General features: G+C 66.9%; 22 protein-coding genes and 4 pseudogenes. 11 read left to right on the forward strand and 15 right to left on the reverse strand.

Translation table 11 applies throughout. The features are described from left to right. The first annotated feature begins 174 nt into the window (after positions 1 to 174). Entirely contained in the window at positions 175 to 720 is a 546-nt protein-coding gene (locus ACIPSA_RS46995) for a hypothetical protein (protein WP_402647306.1), read from the forward strand. Positions 721 to 1,614: 894 nt separating this feature from the next. Next, complete coding sequence (locus tag ACIPSA_RS47000; RefSeq protein WP_402647307.1) at positions 1,615 to 2,055, forward strand: hypothetical protein; 441 nt, start codon at positions 1,615 to 1,617, stop codon at positions 2,053 to 2,055. A 37-nt stretch (positions 2,056 to 2,092) separates the two neighbouring features. On the opposite strand, the gene ACIPSA_RS47005 is transcribed toward ACIPSA_RS47000, so the two are convergent. From ACIPSA_RS47005 to ACIPSA_RS47015, 3 genes are all read right to left on the reverse strand, one after another. After that, positions 2,093 to 3,010, reverse strand: coding sequence for a hypothetical protein (locus ACIPSA_RS47005; RefSeq protein ID WP_402647309.1), 918 nt, complete (start codon positions 3,008 to 3,010; stop codon positions 2,093 to 2,095). Between the two features lie 463 nt (positions 3,011 to 3,473). Next, a complete protein-coding gene (locus ACIPSA_RS47010; protein ID WP_402647416.1) occupies positions 3,474 to 4,040 on the reverse strand; it encodes a transposase in 567 nt (188 codons plus the stop codon). Then, complete coding sequence (locus tag ACIPSA_RS47015) at positions 3,956 to 4,552, reverse strand: winged helix-turn-helix domain-containing protein (protein ID WP_402647312.1); 597 nt, start codon at positions 4,550 to 4,552, stop codon at positions 3,956 to 3,958. Before ACIPSA_RS47015 ends, ACIPSA_RS47010 begins: the two co-directional genes overlap by 85 nt. Before the next feature lie 1,083 nt (positions 4,553 to 5,635). Here ACIPSA_RS47015 and ACIPSA_RS47020 point away from each other — a divergent pair. The 4 genes and pseudogenes from ACIPSA_RS47020 to ACIPSA_RS47035 all read left to right on the forward strand — a co-directional run. After that, positions 5,636 to 5,821 (forward strand): annotated as a pseudogene (locus ACIPSA_RS47020) (ATP-binding protein); the annotation flags it as partial. Between the two features lie 38 nt (positions 5,822 to 5,859). Next, a pseudogene (locus ACIPSA_RS47025) lies at positions 5,860 to 6,068 on the forward strand (transposase); the annotation flags it as partial. A 93-nt stretch (positions 6,069 to 6,161) separates the two neighbouring features. Further along, the gene (locus ACIPSA_RS47030) at positions 6,162 to 6,617 is read left to right on the forward strand and encodes a VOC family protein (RefSeq protein ID WP_402647314.1); all 456 of its coding nucleotides are present in this window, start codon (positions 6,162 to 6,164) and stop codon (positions 6,615 to 6,617) included. 181 nt (positions 6,618 to 6,798) lie between these two features. Then, complete coding sequence (locus ACIPSA_RS47035) at positions 6,799 to 7,167, forward strand: transposase (protein ID WP_402647419.1); 369 nt, start codon at positions 6,799 to 6,801, stop codon at positions 7,165 to 7,167. Positions 7,168 to 7,442: 275 nt separating this feature from the next. Here the strand turns inward: ACIPSA_RS47035 and ACIPSA_RS47040 are convergent. Both ACIPSA_RS47040 and ACIPSA_RS47045 read right to left on the reverse strand, forming a co-directional pair. Then, a pseudogene (locus tag ACIPSA_RS47040) lies at positions 7,443 to 7,619 on the reverse strand (transposase); the annotation flags it as partial. Beyond that, entirely contained in the window at positions 7,552 to 7,881 is a 330-nt protein-coding gene (locus ACIPSA_RS47045; RefSeq protein ID WP_402647316.1) for a hypothetical protein, read from the reverse strand. The gene ACIPSA_RS47045 and the pseudogene ACIPSA_RS47040, both read right to left, overlap by 68 nt. A 502-nt stretch (positions 7,882 to 8,383) precedes the next feature. Here ACIPSA_RS47045 and ACIPSA_RS47050 point away from each other — a divergent pair. Continuing rightward, a complete protein-coding gene (locus tag ACIPSA_RS47050) occupies positions 8,384 to 9,877 on the forward strand; it encodes an ISL3 family transposase (protein ID WP_402647421.1) in 1,494 nt (497 codons plus the stop codon). Positions 9,878 to 9,888: 11 nt separating this feature from the next. On the opposite strand, the gene ACIPSA_RS47055 is transcribed toward ACIPSA_RS47050, so the two are convergent. Next, positions 9,889 to 10,635 carry a hypothetical protein gene (locus tag ACIPSA_RS47055; RefSeq protein ID WP_402647318.1) on the reverse strand — a complete coding sequence of 249 codons (747 nt, stop codon included), beginning with the start codon at positions 10,633 to 10,635 and terminating at the stop codon, positions 9,889 to 9,891. Positions 10,636 to 11,024: 389 nt separating this feature from the next. Between ACIPSA_RS47055 and ACIPSA_RS47060 the strand changes: the two genes are divergently transcribed. Next, complete coding sequence (locus tag ACIPSA_RS47060) at positions 11,025 to 11,930, forward strand: oxidoreductase (RefSeq protein WP_402647321.1); 906 nt, start codon at positions 11,025 to 11,027, stop codon at positions 11,928 to 11,930. Between the two features lie 538 nt (positions 11,931 to 12,468). On the opposite strand, the gene ACIPSA_RS47065 is transcribed toward ACIPSA_RS47060, so the two are convergent. The 4 genes and pseudogenes from ACIPSA_RS47065 to ACIPSA_RS47080 form a co-directional block, all read right to left on the reverse strand. Then, the gene (locus ACIPSA_RS47065) at positions 12,469 to 12,924 is read right to left on the reverse strand and encodes a hypothetical protein (protein ID WP_402647324.1); all 456 of its coding nucleotides are present in this window, start codon (positions 12,922 to 12,924) and stop codon (positions 12,469 to 12,471) included. A 544-nt stretch (positions 12,925 to 13,468) separates the two neighbouring features. Further along, a pseudogene (locus ACIPSA_RS47070) lies at positions 13,469 to 13,774 on the reverse strand (MFS transporter); the annotation flags it as partial. Next, the gene (locus ACIPSA_RS47075) at positions 13,659 to 14,495 is read right to left on the reverse strand and encodes an MFS transporter (protein WP_402647326.1); all 837 of its coding nucleotides are present in this window, start codon (positions 14,493 to 14,495) and stop codon (positions 13,659 to 13,661) included. The pseudogene ACIPSA_RS47070 and the gene ACIPSA_RS47075, both read right to left, overlap by 116 nt. Then, positions 14,492 to 14,668 (reverse strand): hypothetical protein, encoded by a 177-nt coding sequence (locus ACIPSA_RS47080; RefSeq protein WP_402647329.1) that lies wholly within the window; start codon positions 14,666 to 14,668, stop codon positions 14,492 to 14,494. The genes ACIPSA_RS47075 and ACIPSA_RS47080 overlap by 4 nt, the downstream gene beginning before the upstream one ends. 75 nt (positions 14,669 to 14,743) lie before the next feature. Here ACIPSA_RS47080 and ACIPSA_RS47085 point away from each other — a divergent pair, with 75 nt between their 5' ends. After that, the gene (locus ACIPSA_RS47085) at positions 14,744 to 14,929 is read left to right on the forward strand and encodes a hypothetical protein (RefSeq protein ID WP_402647332.1); all 186 of its coding nucleotides are present in this window, start codon (positions 14,744 to 14,746) and stop codon (positions 14,927 to 14,929) included. A 171-nt stretch (positions 14,930 to 15,100) separates the two neighbouring features. Here the strand turns inward: ACIPSA_RS47085 and ACIPSA_RS47090 are convergent, their stop codons facing one another. Next, on the reverse strand, positions 15,101 to 15,835 hold the full coding sequence (locus tag ACIPSA_RS47090; RefSeq protein WP_402647334.1) for a dienelactone hydrolase family protein: 735 nt from the start codon (positions 15,833 to 15,835) through the stop codon (positions 15,101 to 15,103). Positions 15,836 to 16,007: 172 nt separating this feature from the next. Between ACIPSA_RS47090 and ACIPSA_RS47095 the strand changes: the two genes are divergently transcribed. Beyond that, positions 16,008 to 16,316, forward strand: coding sequence for a hypothetical protein (locus ACIPSA_RS47095; RefSeq protein ID WP_402647337.1), 309 nt, complete (start codon positions 16,008 to 16,010; stop codon positions 16,314 to 16,316). A gap of 248 nt (positions 16,317 to 16,564) precedes the next feature. Here the strand turns inward: ACIPSA_RS47095 and ACIPSA_RS47100 are convergent, their stop codons facing one another. After that, positions 16,565 to 17,077, reverse strand: coding sequence for a hypothetical protein (locus tag ACIPSA_RS47100; protein ID WP_402647340.1), 513 nt, complete (start codon positions 17,075 to 17,077; stop codon positions 16,565 to 16,567). Positions 17,078 to 17,389: 312 nt separating this feature from the next. Between ACIPSA_RS47100 and ACIPSA_RS47105 the strand changes: the two genes are divergently transcribed. Beyond that, entirely contained in the window at positions 17,390 to 18,079 is a 690-nt protein-coding gene (locus ACIPSA_RS47105; protein ID WP_402647343.1) for a cation transporter, read from the forward strand. A 682-nt stretch (positions 18,080 to 18,761) separates the two neighbouring features. Here ACIPSA_RS47105 and ACIPSA_RS47110 read toward each other — a convergent pair. The 3 genes from ACIPSA_RS47110 to ACIPSA_RS47120 all read right to left on the reverse strand — a co-directional run bounded on the left by ACIPSA_RS47110 (position 18,762) and on the right by ACIPSA_RS47120 (position 20,365). Further along, positions 18,762 to 19,514 carry an NADPH-dependent F420 reductase gene (locus ACIPSA_RS47110; protein WP_402647346.1) on the reverse strand — a complete coding sequence of 251 codons (753 nt, stop codon included), beginning with the start codon at positions 19,512 to 19,514 and terminating at the stop codon, positions 18,762 to 18,764. Then, the gene (locus ACIPSA_RS47115; protein WP_402647349.1) at positions 19,511 to 19,996 is read right to left on the reverse strand and encodes a MarR family winged helix-turn-helix transcriptional regulator; all 486 of its coding nucleotides are present in this window, start codon (positions 19,994 to 19,996) and stop codon (positions 19,511 to 19,513) included. Before ACIPSA_RS47115 ends, ACIPSA_RS47110 begins: the two co-directional genes overlap by 4 nt. A 66-nt stretch (positions 19,997 to 20,062) precedes the next feature. Next, positions 20,063 to 20,365 carry a hypothetical protein gene (locus tag ACIPSA_RS47120; RefSeq protein WP_402647352.1) on the reverse strand — a complete coding sequence of 101 codons (303 nt, stop codon included), beginning with the start codon at positions 20,363 to 20,365 and terminating at the stop codon, positions 20,063 to 20,065. Between the last annotated feature and the right edge of the window lie 367 nt (positions 20,366 to 20,732).

The raw sequence follows: 20,732 nt of genomic DNA on the forward strand, positions 1-20,732 counted from the left end.
CGGCATGGCCTGCTGGTGGCGCTGCGGGGCTGCGAAGCCCCGCAGCGCCCACGTCCGGGCCTGAGAGGCTGTGTCATTCCGGGCTTGAGGACTGCGTTCTCGCTGGTCAGGCGTAGGGTCGGCGGTCTCGGGAAATGGTGACCTGTTGTGTCATCACTCGGGTGGAGGCCGCACATGCCGTCGGTCGTGGGGCTGCTGGAACAGCGCGAACTCACTGCTCGCCGTCGTGTGGACGGGCTGCGGGTGGAGGCCGGCCGTATCCAGGCCGAGCCGGCCCTGGCTGAGCGGGAGTGGAACGAGTGGGTCATCGCGCGCTCGCGCGTCGGTGAGGTGCTGGCCCCGGGCAACGGCGACGCTGCTTGCCCCGATGCGTCCGAGGACTTGCCAGATCGCGGTGCACAGCCGGTGTCGGCCGGACCCGCGGAGGCTGCGAAGCCGAAATCGGTGATGGCGGTGTGGCGGGCGGGACTGAGCTGGTCAGCACTGTCGGTGGACTACCAGCGCATCCTGCAGGCTCTCGCGGACCGAAGCCGTCTCGGTCAAAGCCCGCTGACGTGCCAGGAGACGGCCGCCTGCTTCGGTCTGGCTCCGGTGCCCGGGAAGGTGGAAGCGCTGCGGTCGAAGGTGAAGCGGCTGACAGCGCGCGGCTGGCTGGCCGAACCGGCACCGGGCCGGTTCACGCTCGCGAAGGGCGTGGTCGGGCAGGGCAGCGGGTCATGAACATCGTTTGGGCGGTCTGCTGATCGTGCAACTCAGCCCCGCAAGGGTTCTCCCTGGGGGTCGTAGCAGACGAGCCCGTGCTCGCGAGCCAGGGCAGCGGCATACTCGGAGACTTCCTCCGCCCTGCTGTAGGACATGAGCAGATAGACAACCGGACCCGAGGCCTCATCTATGACAGGCGGTGACGCGCAGGGACTGCCGGGGACATCGCGGCCTCCTCCCGTAACCCGTCGACTCGACGCCGAGCAGCGAGCTCGTACTGTTCCAGCAGTCCCACAACCGACGGCATCCGCGACCTCCCCGGGAACGACGACCCGACAGGCCACCACTCCCACCGAACCACCACTCCTATCCCCGACCAGCGGAAACGCGTCGATCACGTCCTGAAAGACAACAGCTTCTAAGGCCGCCGACGAGATCCTCGACAAAGTCGCCGCCTACTGCCAGAGAATCGCCGACTCAGGCCACCAGCGGTAGTTCGTTGAATCCGGCAGTAGAGATCAAAACGACCTGACCGGCGACCGCCCGACCGTCCGCTACCGCACCGCTGACGGCGCCCTCCGCGCCATCGTCTGCGCCTTATGGTGTCATCGCTGGACCGGGCGAATGAGAGTCCAGCTGCTGCTGGGCGTGGGCGGTGCTGCTCGGGTATCAGATCGCGTTAGCCTTTTGAGGTCCCCCCTGGCGGTCGGGCGGCACCTCGCAGGCTCGTGCGGCGTCCAAAGCGCCGGGATGGCTGGGCCCTGGGAAGGGGATGTGACCATGTCAGATCGCCGACTACATGCTAGTAAGGCGATGCCTGTGCTCGCCGTGGTTCTCTCCGTCGCGGGGTGTGGTTTCGGTGACCGGGATGGAGCGGCGGAACCTCAGGTGCCACCCAAGGAGCAGGTGACCATGACCCATGGGCGCGACCCCGGCATTACCGTGCTCGAGTGCGGGCAGACGTTCACGCCGACGGCCTACGGCGTCCTGACGCTGACCGGGCGGTTCCCCACTACCGTGAGGATTGGTGAGCGGGTGGTCAGCGGCACGGTCGAGGCCACGAGCCGGGTGGCCGTCCGGGGCGTGGTCGCCCCGGACGCCGAGGTGTTCCTCATCCGGCACGGTCGGATCGCGACACTGCCGGTGCCGCAGGATTTGATGGGGGTCCGCTGGGATCTCGCTCCGGGGAAAGTCGAGCGCGTGCCCGGCAAGGCCGCACTCGTGTCCTGCGATCCGGGCAGCGGGCCCGTGGCGCCCGGGAGCTACGACCTATATACGAGGGTGGTGCTCACGCCGGACGACGGGGCGAGCACCGAGTCCTTCGGCGGGCCGTGGCCACTGGAGGTGCGGTGACGCGGATGACCGGGGATCGCGGGTGTGGGCAGGCGGGTCAGCCGGTCACGATGCTGACACCCAAGGTGGGGGCCACCACAGTCCACGGCTCGGCGTAGCTGGTGGTGTTGCTTCCCGCGATGACGTGCCCGCGGATGAAGGCACCCTGGCTGTCCTTGGCGTAGAAGGGGCTACCGGAGTCGCCTCCCTGTGTCAGGGTGCCGCCTTGGAAGACGATGACGGGTGACTTGCAGCCGGTCTGCGTGCATACCTGCCCGTTGATGCTGGTCGCCGTGTGCCCGCAGTTCTCGCCGGTGGTCCGGCCGCTGTGGCAGTAGTTGTTGTAGCCCTCGTAGGCGGTGCCGGCCGCAACCACTGGGATGCTGGTGGCGCTGTTGACGTCGCCGGTGAAGATGCGGCCTGTGTAGGGCTGGCCGCCGATGAGCTCCACGTCGATGGGCTCGTTGGTGACCGTGGGCAGGTGCCGGTTGGAGACGGTCCCGTACGTGTACCTGCCGGACTCAGTGGTGACGGTGGCGCCGTTGGCGAAGCAGTGGCCGGCAGTGACCATGAACCTGGTTCCGGCGGAGTTCTGCACGGTGTAGCCCGAAGAGCACAGAACGCTTCCGTTGCTGATGCCGCCTCCGCCGTAGAACGGCGGCGAGTCGTCCCGGCGGCTGAACACGTCGGTCGTGGTCGTTTTGCGCACCTGCATCTGGCTCACGGCCTGGTCTTGGTCTTTCGCCGCGCCAGGGAGGTCGGTCAGCGTGGACACCACGCCGTCCGGGGCGTCGGTTTCGAGGACGATCCTCCCGGTGGCCTGGTCCGCGTAGCTGGCGAACGTGTACTTGGTGTCGTTCGTGGCGACATAGTGGGCAATTTGCTTCTGGATCGCCGCCAACGCCAATTTCGTGGCGGGCGACACGGCGACCTTGGGCTGGGCACCCCGGTCAGGGGCGAGACTGTCGTCTGCCACCGCAGCCGCCGCGGTTGGCTTCTTGCCCTCCTCCCCACCCGACGCTCCTTGCGCCGGCCCGGTACTCAGACCTGTCAGCGCAGCGACGGCGGCGATGGCCATGCCAGCCAGGGTTGTTCTCGTTCTGAGCATCTGGATTCCTCCTGCTGCTTACCCACGACACATGCCGTGGCCTGTGACCTGACGAGCCGTCGGCGCAGAAATGCCGACGCTGATGCGCGCGCTCCGGACCGAGAGCCGGCTATAGCGGAGCGCGTGCAGGAACCCTGCGATCGAGCGTTGGACGGACCCAGCGGTTGGGGATACGGCTGATCCACCCCGTTCCGGGGGCGGAGGCGGGCGCCATCCACACCGGATTGTGCATCTGCTCGCCGCCGGTCGTGATCACCGCCAGGCCGGAGTCACCCATTCCGGCGAGTGGGCGGCGTAACGCACTTGAGAGAGCGTTACTGATTTCGGCTCGTCAAGGTGACGCTGGTTCATCGAGGGGCAGGCGGGTGCCGGCTATGAAGCCGTTGAGGGTGTCGGGCCGGTATTGAAGGCGCTTGAGGCGGTTGCGTACGAGGGCTTCGAGCCGGTCGAGGGCGACGACGGCGAGGTTGGCCAGGCTGCGCTTGATGTGTGCCCATACCCACTCGACGGGGTTCAGGTCCGGCGAGTACGCGGGCAGCAGGAACACCGTCAGCCACTCCCGCTCGGTGACGAGTTGCCGCATCTTATGGGAGACGTGGGTGTTGAGCCGGTCCCAGACCAACACGATCGGCGCCTTGACGAGCTGGTGGACGCCGTCGACCAGCGCGATGAAGTCGCGTTCGCCCATGCTGCGGCGCTTGCCCTTTCCCGCGGGGTGGGTGCGCAAGCGGTGACACAGACGGGTGCGGGAACCGGGCCGCATGGCGATCAGCCCGGGCACAGAGAGCCGTCCGGAACGCCGTCCGCTGACTGTCACGACCGGGGTGATACCGCGCCGGCCCCAGGTCCGTCCGCGGGGCGGCCGTCGCGTGAAGCCCGCCTCGTCCTCGAAGCAGATGTAGCCCCCGCACGCCGCCCGGACCCTTTTACCTCGACCCAGGTCGCCTCCTTCCACACGGTCACGGCCTGCTCGTCGCGCTCGGCGACCCGCCGCGCGGGAACCTGCGGGCTGAACCCGAGCCGGTGCATCAACCGCGTGGCACCCGAGACGCTGTAGGCGACGTGGAACTTCCTCCCGATCAGCGTGGCCACCCTCGCGGCGGTCCACACCTGGTCCTCCACCCAGCCATGCTTGGCAGGCCCCTCGTCAAGGTATGCGGCCAGCTTCTCCAGACAGCGCGGGGACAGACGACACCGCGATCCACTCGGGCCACGCGAGGCCAGAGCTTCGGCCCCGCCGTCCCGCCACAGCTGATGCCACTGGTAGACCGACTTCCGGCTCACCCGCAGCCGTCGCGCGACTTCCGGCGGCTTGATCTCCTGCTCGAACAGCTCAGCCGCCTGCATCCGTACCGTCTCCCGGCGCTGACGCCCCGCGGGGCTCAGCCCACCCCCATCCGCATACCTCATACACCAGGAGATACAGACAACAACCAGCCCCATCAGGCACTTCGAGAAAGATCACCCTAACGAGCCGAAGTCAGTAACGCCCTCTAATAGCTCATCGGTGAGCCCAAGCGCGGGAGTGCAAGGGTCCGCTGTGCGAGGTGGAAGCCTGCCCCCGTTCCGGGACTGGATCCCCGTGGTCAGACCGGCTACGCCTCGCCACTCGCTCTGTCGGGCGGAGACCTTCGGTAGTTCCGGGACCTCGATCTCTCGTCAAAGACCGGTCCCGCCCGGCAGGAGCGTGGGCATCACAGGTTTCATGTCGCCAGCCCGCCGGCAGGGGCCGACCTCTCAGCAGTTCGCGAGTCCGAGAGCTCTTCAGCAGACCGAGGTCCCTGCCGGTCGCTGGAGACACGAACGGCCCATGAGATGGCGTGCCTTGAGCGCTTCTATTAGAGCGCCGCGTGCTCCGCCTGGGTGCGAAACCGAGCGTTGGCACGGAGGTAGAGACATTGAGCGCGATCTTCTGCGACATCGGCTGGGCGGAAGGACACCACAACATAGCTCTAGTGGACAGGGATGGTGCCCAGCTGGCCAAGCTACGGATCAGCGATGACAGTGCAGGATTCACCTCTACTCAGTGCCCGTCCGCAAGGTCCGCCCACGCCAGCTGGTCAAGGTCAGGGCGGCAAGGCCCAGGTCGAGCTGCATTCGACCGTTCCCGATGCCGACGGTCAGGCCCTGCTAGCTGCCCATCCGCGGGCGGTCGGCCGGGGCGTCCGCGTCGTCGAGGAGACGCACTGGGACGGCCAGCCCACCGGCGACGTGACCCCGCCGCGTCGCGAACCCTTCACCGGCAGTGTCGAACTCGCTGCAGGCCCTGTAGAACCGGTCCGCGGTCACCCAGATCGAGGTCGGACGCCGTCCGGTGTTGGTCTATGACGAGCTGACCGGCACCCGGCCCTTCGCCACCAACTCCCCGACGAAGGAGTCCTCTTGAGCGAGCTGACCGGCAACCGCATCCGCACCACGGCCGACAAGCTCGGCCTGCCCCACCTCGCGGAAACCATCAACAAATACATCCGCCGCGCGGAGGAGGCCAAGATGGGCTACCTCATCCTGACCTCGGACAAGACCTTCAGCGAGTGGGGTCAGGTCTTTGGCGACGACGTCCTCGCCACCACCATCCTCAACCGGCTGCTTCACCACTGCGAAGTGATCTCCATCAACGGCCCCAGCTACCGGCTCAAGAACCGGCTCCAGGCCATCGAGCGAGAGAACGAAGTGGCCTGACCACTGGGGACGTTCAAACGCACCAACCCGACCAGCAGAGAGTACGCGGACACTGCCGGCACATCCAACCGCAGACCGTCTGTCCAGCCCAAGCACCAAACGTCTCCCGACCTGGCCCCGGACGGCCACCAGGCCGCAAAACAGCAGATCCACACCACGCCACGACGTGCACACACCGCGCAAAACACAGCCGGCCAAACGACAATCAAAGAAGTCAGCCACCCCGAAGCCCCGCCGCACAGGTTAAAGATCAAGCCTGGGGCCTGTTGCGAAAGTGCGCCTCTCCCGTTGGCCGGGTCGGTCCAGCATGAATGTCAGACGTGTCTGTCACGCTCTGGTCATGGAGATGACGCTGCAACTGACGATCGACTGTGCCGACCCGCAGAGGCTGGTGGCGTTCTGGAGCGAGGCTCTGGGATACATACCCGAACCTCCACCGGGCGGCCATGCCACGTGGCGGGAGTACTGGGCAGCCATGGGGGTGCCCGAGGAGGAGTTGCCTGTAGGTGCGGGCGACATCCCGGAGTCGATCGTCGATCCCGCAGGACAGGGGCCCCGGGTGTGGTTCCAGCAGGTTCCCGAACCCAAGGCCACCAAGAACCGAATACACCTCGACCTGAAGGTCGGCGGCGGGCGCGACGTCCCGTTAGCGGTTCGCACGCAGCGGGTCACCACTTCAGTGGAAAGACTGATCAAAGCTGGCGCCAGTGTGCTTCGGATCACGGATGAGCCGGACATGGGGCTGTACGCCGTCCTGCTGCAGGACCCGGAAGGCAACGAATTCGACGTTGTCTAGGAATCGTTTGGCCATGCTGCTCACAACCACTCGTCGATCGCCGCGACGAGGACGGTCGCTTCGTGACGGGTTGCGACGGCACGGTGCCTCTTGAGCCGGTTGATGCAGCACTCAACGGCTGGGCCCTCACCCCTGATCTTGGACACTCGAGACACTGGATCTTGAGGATCTGAGAACGGACATGTCGTGGTCATGGAGCACTCTCCGCCGGAGTTCAAGGCGGACACGGTCGCGCTACATCTCGCGGCCCGCGACGACGATCAAGCAGATCGCCGCCAACCTGGGGGTGAACCCGGAGACGCTGCGCAACTGGATACGGGACGCGGGCAGCAGGCATCCGCGCGGCCGTCGGACGGAGGCGCCGGTGCAGCCGCAGACGGCGGTGGAGGCCGAGCTCGCGGCCCTGCGCAGGAAGGTCCGCGAGCTGGAGGAGGAACGCGAGATCCCGCGGAAGGCCGCGAAGTATTTCGGGGCACCGCGTGGATTGGGCAGGACGTCGATCGACGCAGCGATCTCCTGTTCCAGGGCGGTGATCTGCTCGCTCAAGTGATCAACCGTGGCGAGCAGAAGTTTCAGCAGCCGGGCGTGGTGGTCCTCGAACTGCCCCGTCATCGCCTCGATGAGCGCATCGTGCTTGGCGGTCAACTCGCCCTGGGCGAGGCCGGCAAGGGACCGGGGGCTGCGCTCACCGGCGATCAGTGCCTCCATCATCGCTCGTCCGGAGACGCCGAGCGGATCGGTGGCCACGGACGAGAGCCGGATCTGAGTGTCCCTCAGGACCTTCTCGATGCGCTGCTTGTGACGGGTGCGTTCATGCACGAACACGGTGCGAGTACGGGTGAAGTCCCTCAGCTGCCGGACCGGCTTGGGCGGTACGAAAGAAGGGCGGACCATGTCGTGTTCGGCAAGCTTGGCCAGCCGGACTGCGTCCAGTTTATCGGTCTTGGGACGGCCCGGAACGTTCTTGACCTGGCGGGCGTTGACCCCAGCACCGAAGTCCACGGCCCTCCAGCAGGTAGAAGAACGGACGCCAGTAGTTGCCGGTGGCCTCCATCACCAGCGTGACGCCTTGGCAGACCAGGTGGTCGCCGAGTTCAACGATCGCGTTGGTGGTCGAGGCGACCGTCCAGACCCGCTGAGCGCGCTTACCCTCGCGTTGTTCGTGCGGGAGCCGGGTGCAGACGACCCCGCTGTTTTTGGCGATGTCGATCGCGGCAACCCGGGCTACCGCTTCCTCCTGTGGTTCTTCGTTCGACTCGTCCACCGTGCCTCCCGTGTCCTGGTACTGCGCGGAAGCTGTCCGGGGAACCGGAGGGGAACGGAAAGGCTGATCGGCGTGCACGAGGCAACAGTTGGCGACCCCTGGCTGGCTCCCGCGTCAGACTCTTTCTCGGGCGCACCGGCCCAAACCCCATCGACGTGCGCGGACAGCCCCGCGTCCATGGTCAAGGCGCACCCAACTCGATCGGCAGGGCGCCCGGAAGCACGCAACTCAAGGAGTCCGACGCACACAGATTTTCACGCCGCCAGGCGTGACGGGAGTTACAGGAGGACTATTTGAAAAATTCTCCACCCTGTACTCAGGCTCGGGTGGACCTGCTCGCCTCGTCTGGTTCTGACCGCAATTCCGTGAAAGCCCAGGTCAGAGTGTGAATGCAGGAACGTTCACTCAGGACAGTTATCGATCACGGGGGCTTCCTCGATCGAAGACGTGCTGTTTCCCAAGAATCGATGTCCGGCTGGAGAGTGTGAGCGTCACTGCCACCATGCTGTCCGTCGACGCCGCGGCATGCGGACGGCCACCGTCTTGCCCGAGCTGCCGATGGCGGGGACGCAGAGTGCACTCGACCTACCGCCGCAACTTGTCCGAGCCGCCCTTTGGCGGGCAGAAGTTGGTCGTGCGTCTGCGGGTGCGGCGCTTCTTCTGCGATCGGAAATCGTGCGCCCGTAAGACGTTCGTCGAGCAGGTCGACCAGCTGACGGAACGTTACCGACGCTTCAGCCTCGGGCTGAAGGAGTGGCTGACGACGGTGGCCATCGAGCTCGGCGGCCGGGCCGGCGAGCGGCTGTGCCGCAAGCTGAACCTGACGGCGGGCCGGACCTGCCTGGTGGGGCTGCTGGAGGAGCCACTTGCTCCGGAGCGGTCACGGCGGGTCCTTGGGGTGGACGAGTTCGCCTTCCGCCGCGGGTGCCGGTACGGCACCATCCTGGTCGACGTCGAAGCCGGGCGGGTGGTCGACGTCCTGCCCGACCGCACCTCGGAGACCATCGCCGCCTGGCTGACCGCCCACCCCGGCGCGAAGATCATCTGCCGGGACCGTGCCAGCGCCTACACGAAGGCGATCAAGGAAGCCGGGCCGGACGCCATGGAGATCGCGGACCTCTGGCACCTGCTCCAGAACCTCTCCTCCGCGGTCGAAAAGGCCTGCCACCAGCACCGGCCGTGCCTGAAGAAGCACGCAGAAAGGGGAGGTGACCACCCGATCCGGATGCCGCTGGTGGACGCCCTGCCGCCCACGCGGATCGTGCAGCGCGTGCTCCAGCACCACGCCGAGATCACGCGCATGGTCGCGGCCGGGCATCCGCTCAGTGACATCGCCCGCCGCCTCGGTCTCGACCGCAAGACGGTCCGCCGCTACCGCGACACCAGTCTCGACCACCTCCTCGACAGCGCCCGCGACCGCCGCCCCGAGAAGTTGGATGCCTTCAAGCCGTATCTGCAACGGCAGTACGCCGCAGGCATCACCAACGGCCGCACGCTGTTCCAGCAGATCCGCGAACGCGGATACCGCGGCGGCTACTCGACACTCACCCCCTACCTCCGAACGCTGAAAGCCGGAACGGCCCCGGCCGCACCAGCGGAAATCCCAAGCCCGCGCCGGATCACCTCCTGGAGCATGCGCAACCGCGAGCGTCTCAGCACCCAGGAGGTCGAGCACCTCGACCAGGCCCGCCTTGCCTGCCCGGACATCGCGCGAGCCTGCGACCTCACCCGGGCCTTCACGGACCTCGTCCGCAACCGCCGAGGTCAGCTGCTGCCTGCCTGGATCCGCCAGGCCGAACAGTCCGATGTTCTCCCGGTCGCCAAGTTCGCCGCGTTCCTCCGCCAGGACTTCGACGCTGTCACCGCCGGACTCACCCTCGAATGGAGTTCCGGCAAGGTCGAAGGCCATGTCAATCGCGTGAAAACGATCAAGAGAGCCATGTACGGCCGAGCCGGCTTCCGACTGCTACGGACCCGAATCCTCGCCCGCGCATAGCCTCGGGCCGGTCAGGGAATCCAGCCGGCCACTACCCGCTCGGCCACCGAGAAGTCGGTCCCGCAGTCCGGGCAGGCGGCCCGCCCGAACAGGTAACGGACGCCATGAGCCAGGCCCTCCTGACCGTCCGCCAGGGCCCGCGTGAACAACCTCCGCGGCAGCCCTTCCAGCTGCTGCCTTCGCGCCGGCTGGAGGGGTGACTTCTGCACTTCTTGCAGCGCATAGTCGTCGGTGCAGCAGAAGTAGTCGTCCTGTCCGATTACGACGAACATGTTGACGCCGCAATAGGGGCAGTCGACCTCATACTCCCCAGTCTGCAGGCCGTCCAAAGAGCGGTCCCAGATCTCGACGCCCTCGAAGGAGAGCAGGGCCTGCAGCAGGTTCACGTATTCCTCGGCCTCGTCCGTCTGGCTCAGGCGTCTATTGGTGAGGTCATGCAGAACCGCAATCGGAGCCGAGAAGACCGTCAGAGGGCTGTCGGGCTCGGACAACCCGGGCGAACAGGAAGCGATGGCTCCCGCCGCCGACAGCACCCCGCCCAGGGTCTCCGGGCTGGCCGCGGTCGCGATCTCGGCCAAGCGCGGAAGTGCTGCGAAGCTGGCAGTGAAGGCGGTGTCGAGCTGCGGACACAAGTGGTCCATCAGCTCGGACCACACACCGCTGGGGTCGGCCTCGAACCGGTTCAAGAGAGCAGGCACGTGCCCTGCTGAACCGCACGCGTCGATGAGTGTCGACCAATCCGTCATGCGTTCATCCAACCAGGCGACTCCGAACGGGCCGCACCTGGCCGAGAGACTCCAAGATCCTTCACGGAATCGCGGCCAGAACCCCTCGTCTCCCCACCCTCTGCTCGCGGGCAGGTCGCGTTCCAACTCGCTCGTCCGAGCCGCATGCGACCGGCGGGGTGGTGATCGCCTTGTCCGGCCGCGCCGAACGGAGCCCCGATCGTCCGCCACCTCGGCAGGACAGCAGCAGAAGGTCTGAAACTTCGTCCTGACCGGCGCTCTCTCGTCAGGTCCAACGGCTTTGCGACGATGGTTAGTTCCGGAAAGGGATGTGATGTTTCGCCCAGCCCGTTGACCTGTCGCAGCACACCGCGACGGCCCCATACTCCAGGACCTGACGAACCGACGGGCGAAGGAGCACGGTGAGCGCAGCGGCGGCAGCAGGGACCTGGAAGCTCGGGGACCTGGAGGTGAATCGCATCGGCTACGGCTCGATGCGGCTGACCGGCAACGGCATGATGGGGAACTCCGACGGCACGCCGATCGACCGCGATGTCGCTGTCGCCCTGCTGCACAGTGCGTTCGAGCAGGGCGTCAACCACATCGACACGGCCGCGTTCTACTTCTCGCCACTGCGATCCGCGAACGAGCTCATCAACCGTGCCCTGTCATCCTGGTACGGCGATGTGGTCGTGGTGACCAAGGTCGGCCCGGCACGCGATCCCTCCGGCGAGTGGCTCTACCTAGCCCGCCCCGACCAGCTGCGTGGCCAGGTCGAGGAGAACTTGCGACAGCTTGGCCGGGACTACCTGGACGTGGTGAACCTGCGCGCCGGCGGCCCCCGCACAGCCTCGATCGCCGAGCACTTCGGCGCCCTCTCCGAGCTGCGCGAGGCCGGCCTGGTCCGGCACCTCGGGCTCTCCGCTGTCCTGCCCGAGCACGTGGCCGAGGCCCAAACGATCGCGCCCGTGGTCTGTGTACAGAACTCCTACGGCCTGGACTGGCGCCGCGCCGACGAGAGTGGGCTGGTGGACCTGTGCGGGGAGCAGGGCATCGCCTTCGTCCCGTTCTTCGCGGTCTCCGGCCTGCGGCGCGAGGCAGCCGCAGGCCGGGAGCAGGACGCACGCGTCCAGTCTGTCGCCCGGGCCCACAATGCGACGCCGGCCCAGGTGCGGCTCGCCTGGACCCTCCACCGCGGTCCGCATGTGCTGGCCATTCCCGGCACCAGGAACCCGGCGCACCTGGCAGAGAACATCGCCGCCGGAGTCCTGCGCCTGACCGAGGAGGAGTTGGCCCTGCTCAACAAGCCGGACGAGAGCACTGCCTGAGACTCTGCGGCTCTATCCGCAGTTCCGTGAATCCCCAGGTCAACGATTCCTACCGGTAATTGGCAGCCGAATCGTCGTGGGGCGTCGGGCGGCCAATCGGCGGAAGCCACAAGCGGCAGAAGTTTGAAAGCCACACCCGACGCCCCTGGGTAGGCCAACCATACGAAGGGCTCGCCCAGTCCCGTGGAAGAACGTAGGGAAGTTTGACCGCTTGCTGGTTAGTCTCGCTGCAGGATGACCGCTCAGCTACGTCGAGGGTCGGGGGCACAGTGGACTGGGGAACGCTCGCAAGCCCGACGTACCACCACACCACGCGCCAGCCGAGCACCCTCGCTCGTGCCAGCCGGCACACCCCGACCCCGGCACCCCGCACACAGGAATGAGCGACCCCCTGACAGCCACCCACCACCGTGCCAACGGGCTCACGGCAGCAACCTGGTCACCCCATGGCAGCAACTACCAGCACAGACCACGCCCAGCACCGGCTACAACCCATCCACGACCACTGACACCCAACCAACCCACCCACTCACACGGCCTACTGCACGTTGACGGTGACGCTCCACAGGAGCAGAGGCAGAGTGCAGGGGTGGCCAGGCCAGACGATCTTGCATCCCCTCACGGCGGAGAGCGTGGCCGACCCTGAGCCGGTTGCTCTGAAGATGGCATGCGCGTCGCCGTTCGGGGTGGCGATGCTGGCTGCCTCTGCGAGGACGTTCGAGTCCGAGGATGTGGGCGCGCTCCAGGCGAACACTGTGCCGGGCCCGGGCGTAGTGCTGCTCGTCAAGAAGACAGTGACGATATCGTCGCGGTCGACCGTCACCGTCTTGCCGTTGTCGGCAGCGGTGAGTTCCAGAACCGGGCCGTTGGCCGCAGAAGCGCGCGGAGCAGGTGACACGGCCGAAGCAGCCGCGGACGAGACCCCCGTTGCAGCCAGAACCAGCCCCATCGCCACAGGGATCGACAACCGCCCGATGACCTTCACGACCTTCACGAAGACTCCTGTTGATAGACCTACTCTCCGCTAGTCCTATCCCTCTGGGGCAAGCCACCGATGCCTCAACCGGCAACCGTCACCCCATCCGGTGACCGTGTCACTCGACCGGTCGCAGCAGGCTCGAAGGGCCCGCGGCCGGACGGCCTTCAGCCACCGTAAGGGCTCTCGGTGTGTCGGCCGGCGCTGGTGCGGAAGTCGGACATGCCGAGGTGGACGGTGGTGTGCCGGGCCGCGAGGCTGCGCATGGCGGTGCGCTTCTGCTCGGCGGCGGCGAGGCTCGCCTCGATCCGATCGGCTGCTGGAAGGCGCGGATCAGTCTGTGGGGAGGGCGGCGGCTGGGACCGCGTGCTGCTCGGCGGCGGGTCGCGACGTCTTCGTGGAGTCGGCATCGCGGTAGATGTGGGTGGCGGCCAGGGCGAGCAAGAGGAGGCCGCCGGCGAAGGCGTAGACGGTGCGTGGCTGGACGAGTGAGGCGACGGCCCGAGCACATCAGGGCGGCAATGGTGGCACTGTTGAGCAGCGCGGCATGAGCCGCCACCGCGCTCCCCTGTCTGGCTGAGCCGATGGTGCGCCCCACGGTGGTCTGGCGTGCGACACCGAATGCTCCGTCGGCGATACCTGCCAGGGCCGTCAGGACGAAGAGACCTGGCAGGCCGTGCAGGGCTGCGATGGCCAGCAGGGCTGCGCCCACCGCTAGGACGGTGAGGACGGCGGGGCGAACGGTGGGGCGTTCAGCAAACCAGCGTCCGGCGATTGCGGCCCCGGCGATCTGCCCCGCTGCCCATGCTGTTGTCACCAGCCCGAAGACCGTTGCGCTGGCGCCGTAGGAGTCGCGTACGAGGTAGATCTCCACGACGTTGGTGACCTGCAGGGCGAAGTTGAGTACCAGCCCGATGAGCACCATGCGTGCCAGCGGAAGGTGCTGCGAGTACTCGTAGGCCGACGAGGAACCCGGATTCTTGGTCAGGCTGTGCCGAGTTGGAGGGTGTGGCGGTGTCGGTCGGCGCCGGCAGGAAGAGCGCGACCACGGGAACGGAAAGGTAGGTGACCGCGTCCATCAGCAGTACCCCGCGCAGTCCGATGGCGTCCATGAGCAGGGCACCGACGCCGGGCCCCCTGAGGAAACCCAGGCTGGATGCCATGGAGACAAGCGCCCCGGCGCGGCTCATCAAAGGCCCGGGCGCAGCCTGAAGCAGTACCTTCACGAACACCGGCGCCGCGATCGCCATCAGCCCTGACAACACGGCGAACATAGCGATGAGCAGGGCAACTGCGTGGGCCGTCGCCATCTGGGCGCACACGGCGACCAGGGCGACGCCCAGGGGTGACAGTACCCGCCTGGCCGGATAGCGGTCGGATATCCGGCCGACCAGGCCGGCCAGCACGATCGCAGGGACAGACATCGCCCCGAACAGCGCGGCGATTCCGAAGCCCCCCGTGCCTCGGTCGTGGAAGTCAAGCATCAGTGCGGTGATGGCGAGACCGTCCTCCAGGCAGGAAACCAGGAGCGTGACAGCGATTGCCGTCACGTGACCTGGGAGACGGCCGCGCGCGCCGGCCGAAGTCATGATGTGAAGTCATAGTTCACGCCCAGTGGCCCGCAGCGATCTGCCGGCTCGTGGTCGACCACATCGAGGAAACCGACGGAACCGTCCGCATCCGCCTCGGCGCCGTCCCGGTCGAGCTTCCTGGATCCGTCGCTGAACTGGCCCTCCGCCAGGTCGCGATTCGCCGCAGCCATGCCGTCCTTGGCCGGACAAAGTCACCCTCGCTCTTCCCCGCCGGCCAGCCCGGCCGCCCAATCAGTGCCTGGGCCATGGGCGAACGGCTCCGCAACCTCGGCATCCGGCTCGCGGAAGCCCGCTCGACCGCCCCGTTCCAGCTCGCCACCGAACTGCCCGCCGCGATCCTCGCCCGCGCCCTCGGCATCGACATCACCGTCTCTGTCAAGCGGCAGCGCGCCGCCGCCGGAGACTGGGCTGCCTACGCGCAGCCGATGTGAGTAGCCGGACGTCAGCACAGCCAAACTAGACACGAACAAGAGCCCTGTTGCATCTGGACACTCTTAACTCGCAATCGGTGAGGGCGGGCTGTGCCCGCCCTCACACCGGCCCCGAGACATCGCTAGGACTCCGGAGACGTGTACTTCGGACTTGGTTTCCGCGCCGGAGCCTCAGCCGTTGGCCAGGGTGCGGCCGAGAAGGGGCAGCAGGCGGTCCCAGTGGCGCTGCAGCGCGGCGGGGTTGAAGGCATCGGTGTCGGACATGGTGAAGCCGTGAATGGTGCCGGGGTAGATCTCGGAGGTGTAGCTGACACCTGCGGCATCCAGGGCCTGGTTGAGCTCGCCGAGGGCCTCGGGTGTCATATCGGTTTCGGCGTGGCCGAGGTGGACCTGGGCGGTGAGCTTGGAGACGAGGTCGGGCCCGTCGGCGCCTACGGGGCCGTGGAATCCGGCGACGGCGGCAACCTGGCCGGGGTGGGCCGCGGCGGTGCGCATCGCCAGGAGGCCGCCTATGCAATAGCCGGTCACCGCGACCGGTCCGGCATCGACCTCGGGCTGGGCGGTGAGGAACCTGAGGTAGGCGTCGGCGTCGCTCAGGACACGTTCGGTGGTGTGCGCCTGGATCAAGGGCATCAGCTGGGCGAAGACCGCGGGTCGGACCTCTTCTCCGATGTGTTCGGGAAGTTCGATCACCGGTGCCGGGCCGTGCCGGTAGAAGAGGTTGGGGAGGAGCACGTAGTAGCCGTGCCCGGCCAGTTCGCGGGCCAGCTCCTGCAGCACGGGCCTGATGCCGAAGCCGTCCGCGTACATCAGCACCCCCGGGTGCCGCTCGCCGCGGTCGGGGAATGCGGCGAAAGCGTCGGCCTGGCCGTCCGTGGTGGGAATCTGCAGCGTCTTGGTGGGCATGATTTCTCCTGTCGTGGTTGACATGTCGAGCCTGTGATCAACACGACGGAGGCGGGGCCCGCGCAGCAGCGCAAGATTCTCGATCCAACGGCGGGCCAGCACCGGCCCGTACGGCGCTCAGAAGAGCACCGGGTCACCAATCCGTGTGTGGCGCAACGCCGTCCCGGTAGTCATGGCCGCACAGCTTAGCCCACGGGCCAAAAAGCCGGCGGTACTTCGAAATGCTCCCAAGTTCGGAGAATGGCGGCTGCTGGCCGAAGGCGCCCCCGACGACGCCACAGCCGATTACCTCCACCGCTACTTCGAACCCACCGCCCGCGCCATCGACGGCCCGGAGAAAGCCCTCGCAGGACTGGGCCTCCTCGATGACGCCTTCGCCCTGGACCTGTGCAAACCCAAGGACTACTTCCACCGAGTGCGGCCCACCGCCTTCCGTGCCACCGACCTCGCCGAGGCAGGCACCGAGGAGGATGGCGAGTAGTACAGCGTTACGTCCACAGCCGGCAGCGACGAGCCAGAACAGGACTCCGCATGAACACCGCTGCCATCCCCGACCCCCGCACGGCCGCTGCCCTGGCCGTCCGCCGCCACAACACAGAGACCGCCCTCCAGCGGGTCAGCGAGGCCGTCACCCGGCTCCGCCGCGAGAAAGCCCAGGTGGCTTTGCGCATGTTCGCCAGGTCTGGCTCGCTTTCCGTGAACCGGTCACGGTGGGTCGTACGACGTAGTTCAAAGGCTGTGGTTCTGGTGCCCTTCTGTGGCGAGAAAGTCTCGCGCCGCAGAGGTGACCTGGTCGCTGATGTGCTGCTGTTCCGGATGTTGATCGTTCAGCAGGTCGAGTGCACTCGCCAGATCAACGACGGGTTGCAGCGCGTCGGGGTAGTCGAGTTCGCCTGCAGACTCCTGATAGATCAGCTTGGCTCCGCGAACGGGATCGAGCTGGCACACCACGATCTGGCCGGCCCACCAACGGGCTGCGGTCCATCGCGCCTTGGCAAGATCTTCCGAGGCCAGCGGCAGCAGGCCCAACTCTTCCAGCACAAGGTCGAACAGCTCGCGGGCCTGGGGGTACTCTCCGCGCACCAGCCCAGCCAGCAGAGGAAGCGAGGGAGCCTCGATGTCGGCCATTAGGGCGTCCAGGCCCAACTGGACCAGATAAGCGTCCAAGGGGCGCTGCCAAGGTTCCATCGTCAAGTCTGCAGCGGCCATGCGGATCAGGCTGATCGCTACTGCTGCGTCCATACTGTCGGCCCCTCGTCATCTTTCCGTAGAGGGAAGTCCTATCACCGAGAGCCGGGCGGTTGATCAGATGGCCGGCAATACGCGCTTGCGCAGCAGGCTGAAGCCGGCTCGGCCACATCGGCGGGAAACCGCAGGTAGGAGGCATGCATGCGGCTTGACTGTCGGCCACACCAACACCGTCGCTGATCATTTTCAGGCAACTTCCCCGAGACCTTGCAGGCGTCAGCCGTCACTCAACGTGTGCGTTTCACGGAAGTTGAGCCAGAGCCCGAGAACGGACAGCACCTGTTCACCAGTTGAGGAGGCAGACAGGTGAGGGCGCGAATCGAACTCTTCACGAGATTCGACAGCACTGCCCGAGGTGCCTTCCAGGCCGACAGGCAGGTCTGGGAGGATCTCGCGGTGACCAGCGTTGATGACGCCGCCCACCAGACGCTTATCCGCCGTGGCTTCGCCCTGGAGTACGCCACCCTCGGCTGGAACGTGATCGGCATCGTGGTTCTCGCCGTCGCCGCGATCTCAGCGAGGTCTGTGGCGCTGGCCGGGTTTGGCCTGGACTCCCTGATCGAGATCGGCGCCTCCGCCGTGGTGATCTGGGAGCTGTCCGGTCGCGGCGAGGATCGCCAGCGCCTTGCGCTGAGGCTGATTGGTGTCGGTTTCTCGCTGCTGGCGGCGTACCTGCTGGTGCAGTCCACTTGGGTGCTGGCCACCGGCTTCCGGTCCCACCACTCGCCACTGGGCATCGGCTGGACTGCGGTGACGGCCGCGGTGATGTTCGCGCTCGCCGCCGGCAAGACACGCACTGGCATCATGCTGGACAATCCGGTGCTGAAGACCGAGGGTCGAGTCACCCTGATCGACGGCCTGCTGGCCGCCGCCGTGCTGCTCGGCCTCCTGCTGAATTCTCTCGCTGGCCTGTGGTGGGCCGACCCGGCCGCTGGGTACGTGCTCGTCTACTACGCGCTGCGCGAGGTCAAGGAGATCTTCTTCGGCGAGCACTGACGGCCTGACCCGCCCAGATGCTGTCCCCTCTCATGAACGGGGCTTCCACCCTGTGTGGACACCTACTCTCATGCAGCGGTGGCCAGAGTAGTTGATCTCTGTTCGAAGGTGACGGGCGCGAGGTAGCCGATCGCGGAGTGTCTGCGCCAGCGGTCGTAGAAGCCGAGCCGCAGGAGTTATCCCTCTTCGTCGAATTGTGCCCGGCCGATCGCGACGCGTTCGGAGACGTCACTGATCTCCGTCATCCCGCGAGCCTACGAACCCGCCCGCCCCGTGACCTGGAATGGACTGACCGCCCCTCTCGGCGCCACCCGACAATCAAGACGACGGGCTACCGCCCGCCACCGGCCCGAGAACCCTTCACCAGCGTCACGCAGTACCCCTGACCAGCGAATCCCAAGACGGCAAGGGTTCACTGAAGTTCGCCCGGTTCGGATCCTCCGTGCCGCCTTCTGCGTGAGACCGGGATGTCACGCACCGCAGACCACGCGTCTGACCGACCGAGTCCCTCCCGGATCCAGCTGGTTGACGCGCTGGTGCGAGCCCCCGACGGTGATCGAGGCGAAGAAGTGCCTGACCGGGCGGGCTCTTGGGCGACCGATGTCGACGAGGCCCCACAGAGGGTCGAGATTGCATGAAGCGGCTACCAAGACCGCCTCGGTAGCCTCTTTGGCGCAGGGTGTTACAGGTCCAGGAGCCGCGGAAGCTGGGCGATCGCGCGGAGGAGCCCGACCATGTCGTCATGGTGCATGTCGTTCCAGGTGGCGGCGATCGGAAGGGCCAACTCGCGGCGCAGCTCGTCCTTCTCCGGATCCGCCAATTCGAGGGCCTTCTTGAGCTGCTCGCTCGTCAGCTCGGTGCAGTAGGCCGGGGAGCCGGGCTGCATGCGCCAGGACTCTGCGATCGGTCCCGCGTCAACGACATCGAAGCCGGTCTGGTCGATCAGACCGCTGATGAGCCGCTTGGCTTCGGGGCTGTCGCCCGAAACGGGGATGGCGATACGCCCCGGGGTGCCCTCGGGTACACCCTTGTTCTGCAGGGTGGCCACGCCGAGCGCGTTCCAGGCACGGATGACCGGGCGGCCGATGTGCTCCTCGACCCACGCGCTTTCGGGCTGCCCGTTCTCGATGGCCTCGATCTGCCCGTCACGGAAGGGGTAGTAGTTGGAGGTGTCTACGATCACCACGTGGCCCGGGATCTGGTCGATGACGGGCTTGAGGTCGGGCATCTTCCCGAGCGGGATCGAGGTGATGAGCACGTCGACGTCCTGACCGGCCTCGGCGGCGGTGACTGCGGTCGCGCCTGTTTCCGCCGCGAGGTCCTGGATGGTCTCGGGCCCCCGGGAGTTCGCGACCCGGACGGTGTGGCCTGCCTTCGTGAACGTGCGGACCAGGCCGGTCCCGATGTTGCCCGTCCCGATGATTCCGATCTTCACTGCTGCTTTCCTTTCGAGTTCGCTGCTCGGTCCGCCGCCGGGAAGCCGCTGGGCCGGACGAGGCTGTCGAGGAGGTCCCGGAGCTCGTCGAGGTCGAACTCGGGTGACTCGCACAGCGCGTCAACCTGTTCGACCACTCGCCAGACGTCCTCCCGGATGGCCTCGCCGTCCGGGGTGAGGTCGACGAGTACACGGCGTTCGTCCCTGGGGTCGCGCGTCCGGGTGACCATGCCCAGTGCTTCGAGCCGCTTGACCAGCGGTGTGATGGTGCCGGTATCCATTCCGAGCTTCTCACCGAGCTCGCCGACAGATCGTGGCGTGCCACTGTAGAGCTCGAGCAGTGCCAGGTACTGGGGGAAGGTGAGTCCCAAGGGTGCGAGGTAGGGCTTATGTGCGCGGACCATGCGGTTTGCCGCCCCGTAGAGGGCGAACGAGAGCTGCTGTCCGACTGCGTGGCGCGAGGACTGGTCTTGCTGTGTCATGTCGTCGACCTCTTCATCCGGTGCTATCTCGCGACTATATTATCTAGCGTACAAGCATTTAGAGCGCTAGGCGAATGTGGGCCAGGGCTCCGTGAGTGCCGCCGCCGCGCCGGGCGAGGTCCGCACGAAGAAGGCGGGCAACAGGGCGGCCGCAGGCCGTACCGCCGTGGCCAGGAACGCCGTCTGCCCGCCGTGCACCTGGGCTTGAAGGGCGCATCGCCGCAGGGTGCTCCTGCAGCGGCAAGGCGTCGATGTGCAGGAGTCCTGGCGACATGCTCCGCCGGGCTCGGCGCCCTGGCCGACCTCGGCTTCCTCGGCCCTGACGATGATCCCGACCAGCCGGTCGTCGTCACCGGCTACGAGGCCCACCGCCCGTAAGCTCACCACCGGCGAGAAGCAAGCCAATCGCGTCCTGGCCGCCGGCGCGCTCCCGTCGAGCACTGCTTCGCCCGACTGAAGATGTGGCGGCCCCTCACCGGACTCCACACCGACCAGACCCACGCCACCGATCTCCTGCGCGCCCTGCTCGTGCTCACGAACCGCGAGGTCAACCGCTGACCGATGACCGATGACCGATGACCAAGAGCGAAGACAGCGGCCCGCGACCTGGGTGAGCACGACCCTGCACGATCACACCACCCCGCTGACCTGCAACTTCAAGATGGCGCACGCTCAGCGTGCCCCGATCAACGATCTACGGCCACCTCGACAAGACCAAGACCAAGACCAAGACCGT

This window comes from Streptomyces sp. NPDC086549, from assembly GCF_044746205.1.
GTDB lineage: Bacteria > Actinomycetota > Actinomycetes > Streptomycetales > Streptomycetaceae > Streptomyces.

What these genes read in the sequence shown, in the direction of transcription:
- ACIPSA_RS47095 (WP_402647337.1), top strand. Translation starts at nt 16,008, where the DNA reads ATGGCCGCACAGCTTAGCCCACGGGCCAAAAAGCCGGCGGTACTTCGA.
- ACIPSA_RS47030 (WP_402647314.1), top strand. Translation starts at nt 6,162, where the DNA reads ATGGAGATGACGCTGCAACTGACGATCGACTGTGCCGACCCGCAGAGG.
- ACIPSA_RS47000 (WP_402647307.1), top strand. Translation starts at nt 1,615, where the DNA reads ATGACCCATGGGCGCGACCCCGGCATTACCGTGCTCGAGTGCGGGCAG.
- ACIPSA_RS47090 (WP_402647334.1), bottom strand. Translation starts at nt 15,835, where the DNA reads ATGCCCACCAAGACGCTGCAGATTCCCACCACGGACGGCCAGGCCGAC.
- ACIPSA_RS47035 (WP_402647419.1), top strand. Translation starts at nt 6,799, where the DNA reads ATGTCGTGGTCATGGAGCACTCTCCGCCGGAGTTCAAGGCGGACACGG.
- ACIPSA_RS47100 (WP_402647340.1), bottom strand. Translation starts at nt 17,077, where the DNA reads ATGGACGCAGCAGTAGCGATCAGCCTGATCCGCATGGCCGCTGCAGAC.
- ACIPSA_RS47080 (WP_402647329.1), bottom strand. Translation starts at nt 14,668, where the DNA reads ATGGCTGCGGCGAATCGCGACCTGGCGGAGGGCCAGTTCAGCGACGGA.
- ACIPSA_RS47075 (WP_402647326.1), bottom strand. Translation starts at nt 14,495, where the DNA reads ATGACTTCGGCCGGCGCGCGCGGCCGTCTCCCAGGTCACGTGACGGCA.
- ACIPSA_RS46995 (WP_402647306.1), top strand. Translation starts at nt 175, where the DNA reads ATGCCGTCGGTCGTGGGGCTGCTGGAACAGCGCGAACTCACTGCTCGC.
- ACIPSA_RS47050 (WP_402647421.1), top strand. Translation starts at nt 8,384, where the DNA reads ATGCTGTCCGTCGACGCCGCGGCATGCGGACGGCCACCGTCTTGCCCG.
- ACIPSA_RS47085 (WP_402647332.1), top strand. Translation starts at nt 14,744, where the DNA reads ATGGGCGAACGGCTCCGCAACCTCGGCATCCGGCTCGCGGAAGCCCGC.
- ACIPSA_RS47015 (WP_402647312.1), bottom strand. Translation starts at nt 4,552, where the DNA reads ATGAGGTATGCGGATGGGGGTGGGCTGAGCCCCGCGGGGCGTCAGCGC.
- ACIPSA_RS47115 (WP_402647349.1), bottom strand. Translation starts at nt 19,996, where the DNA reads ATGACACAGCAAGACCAGTCCTCGCGCCACGCAGTCGGACAGCAGCTC.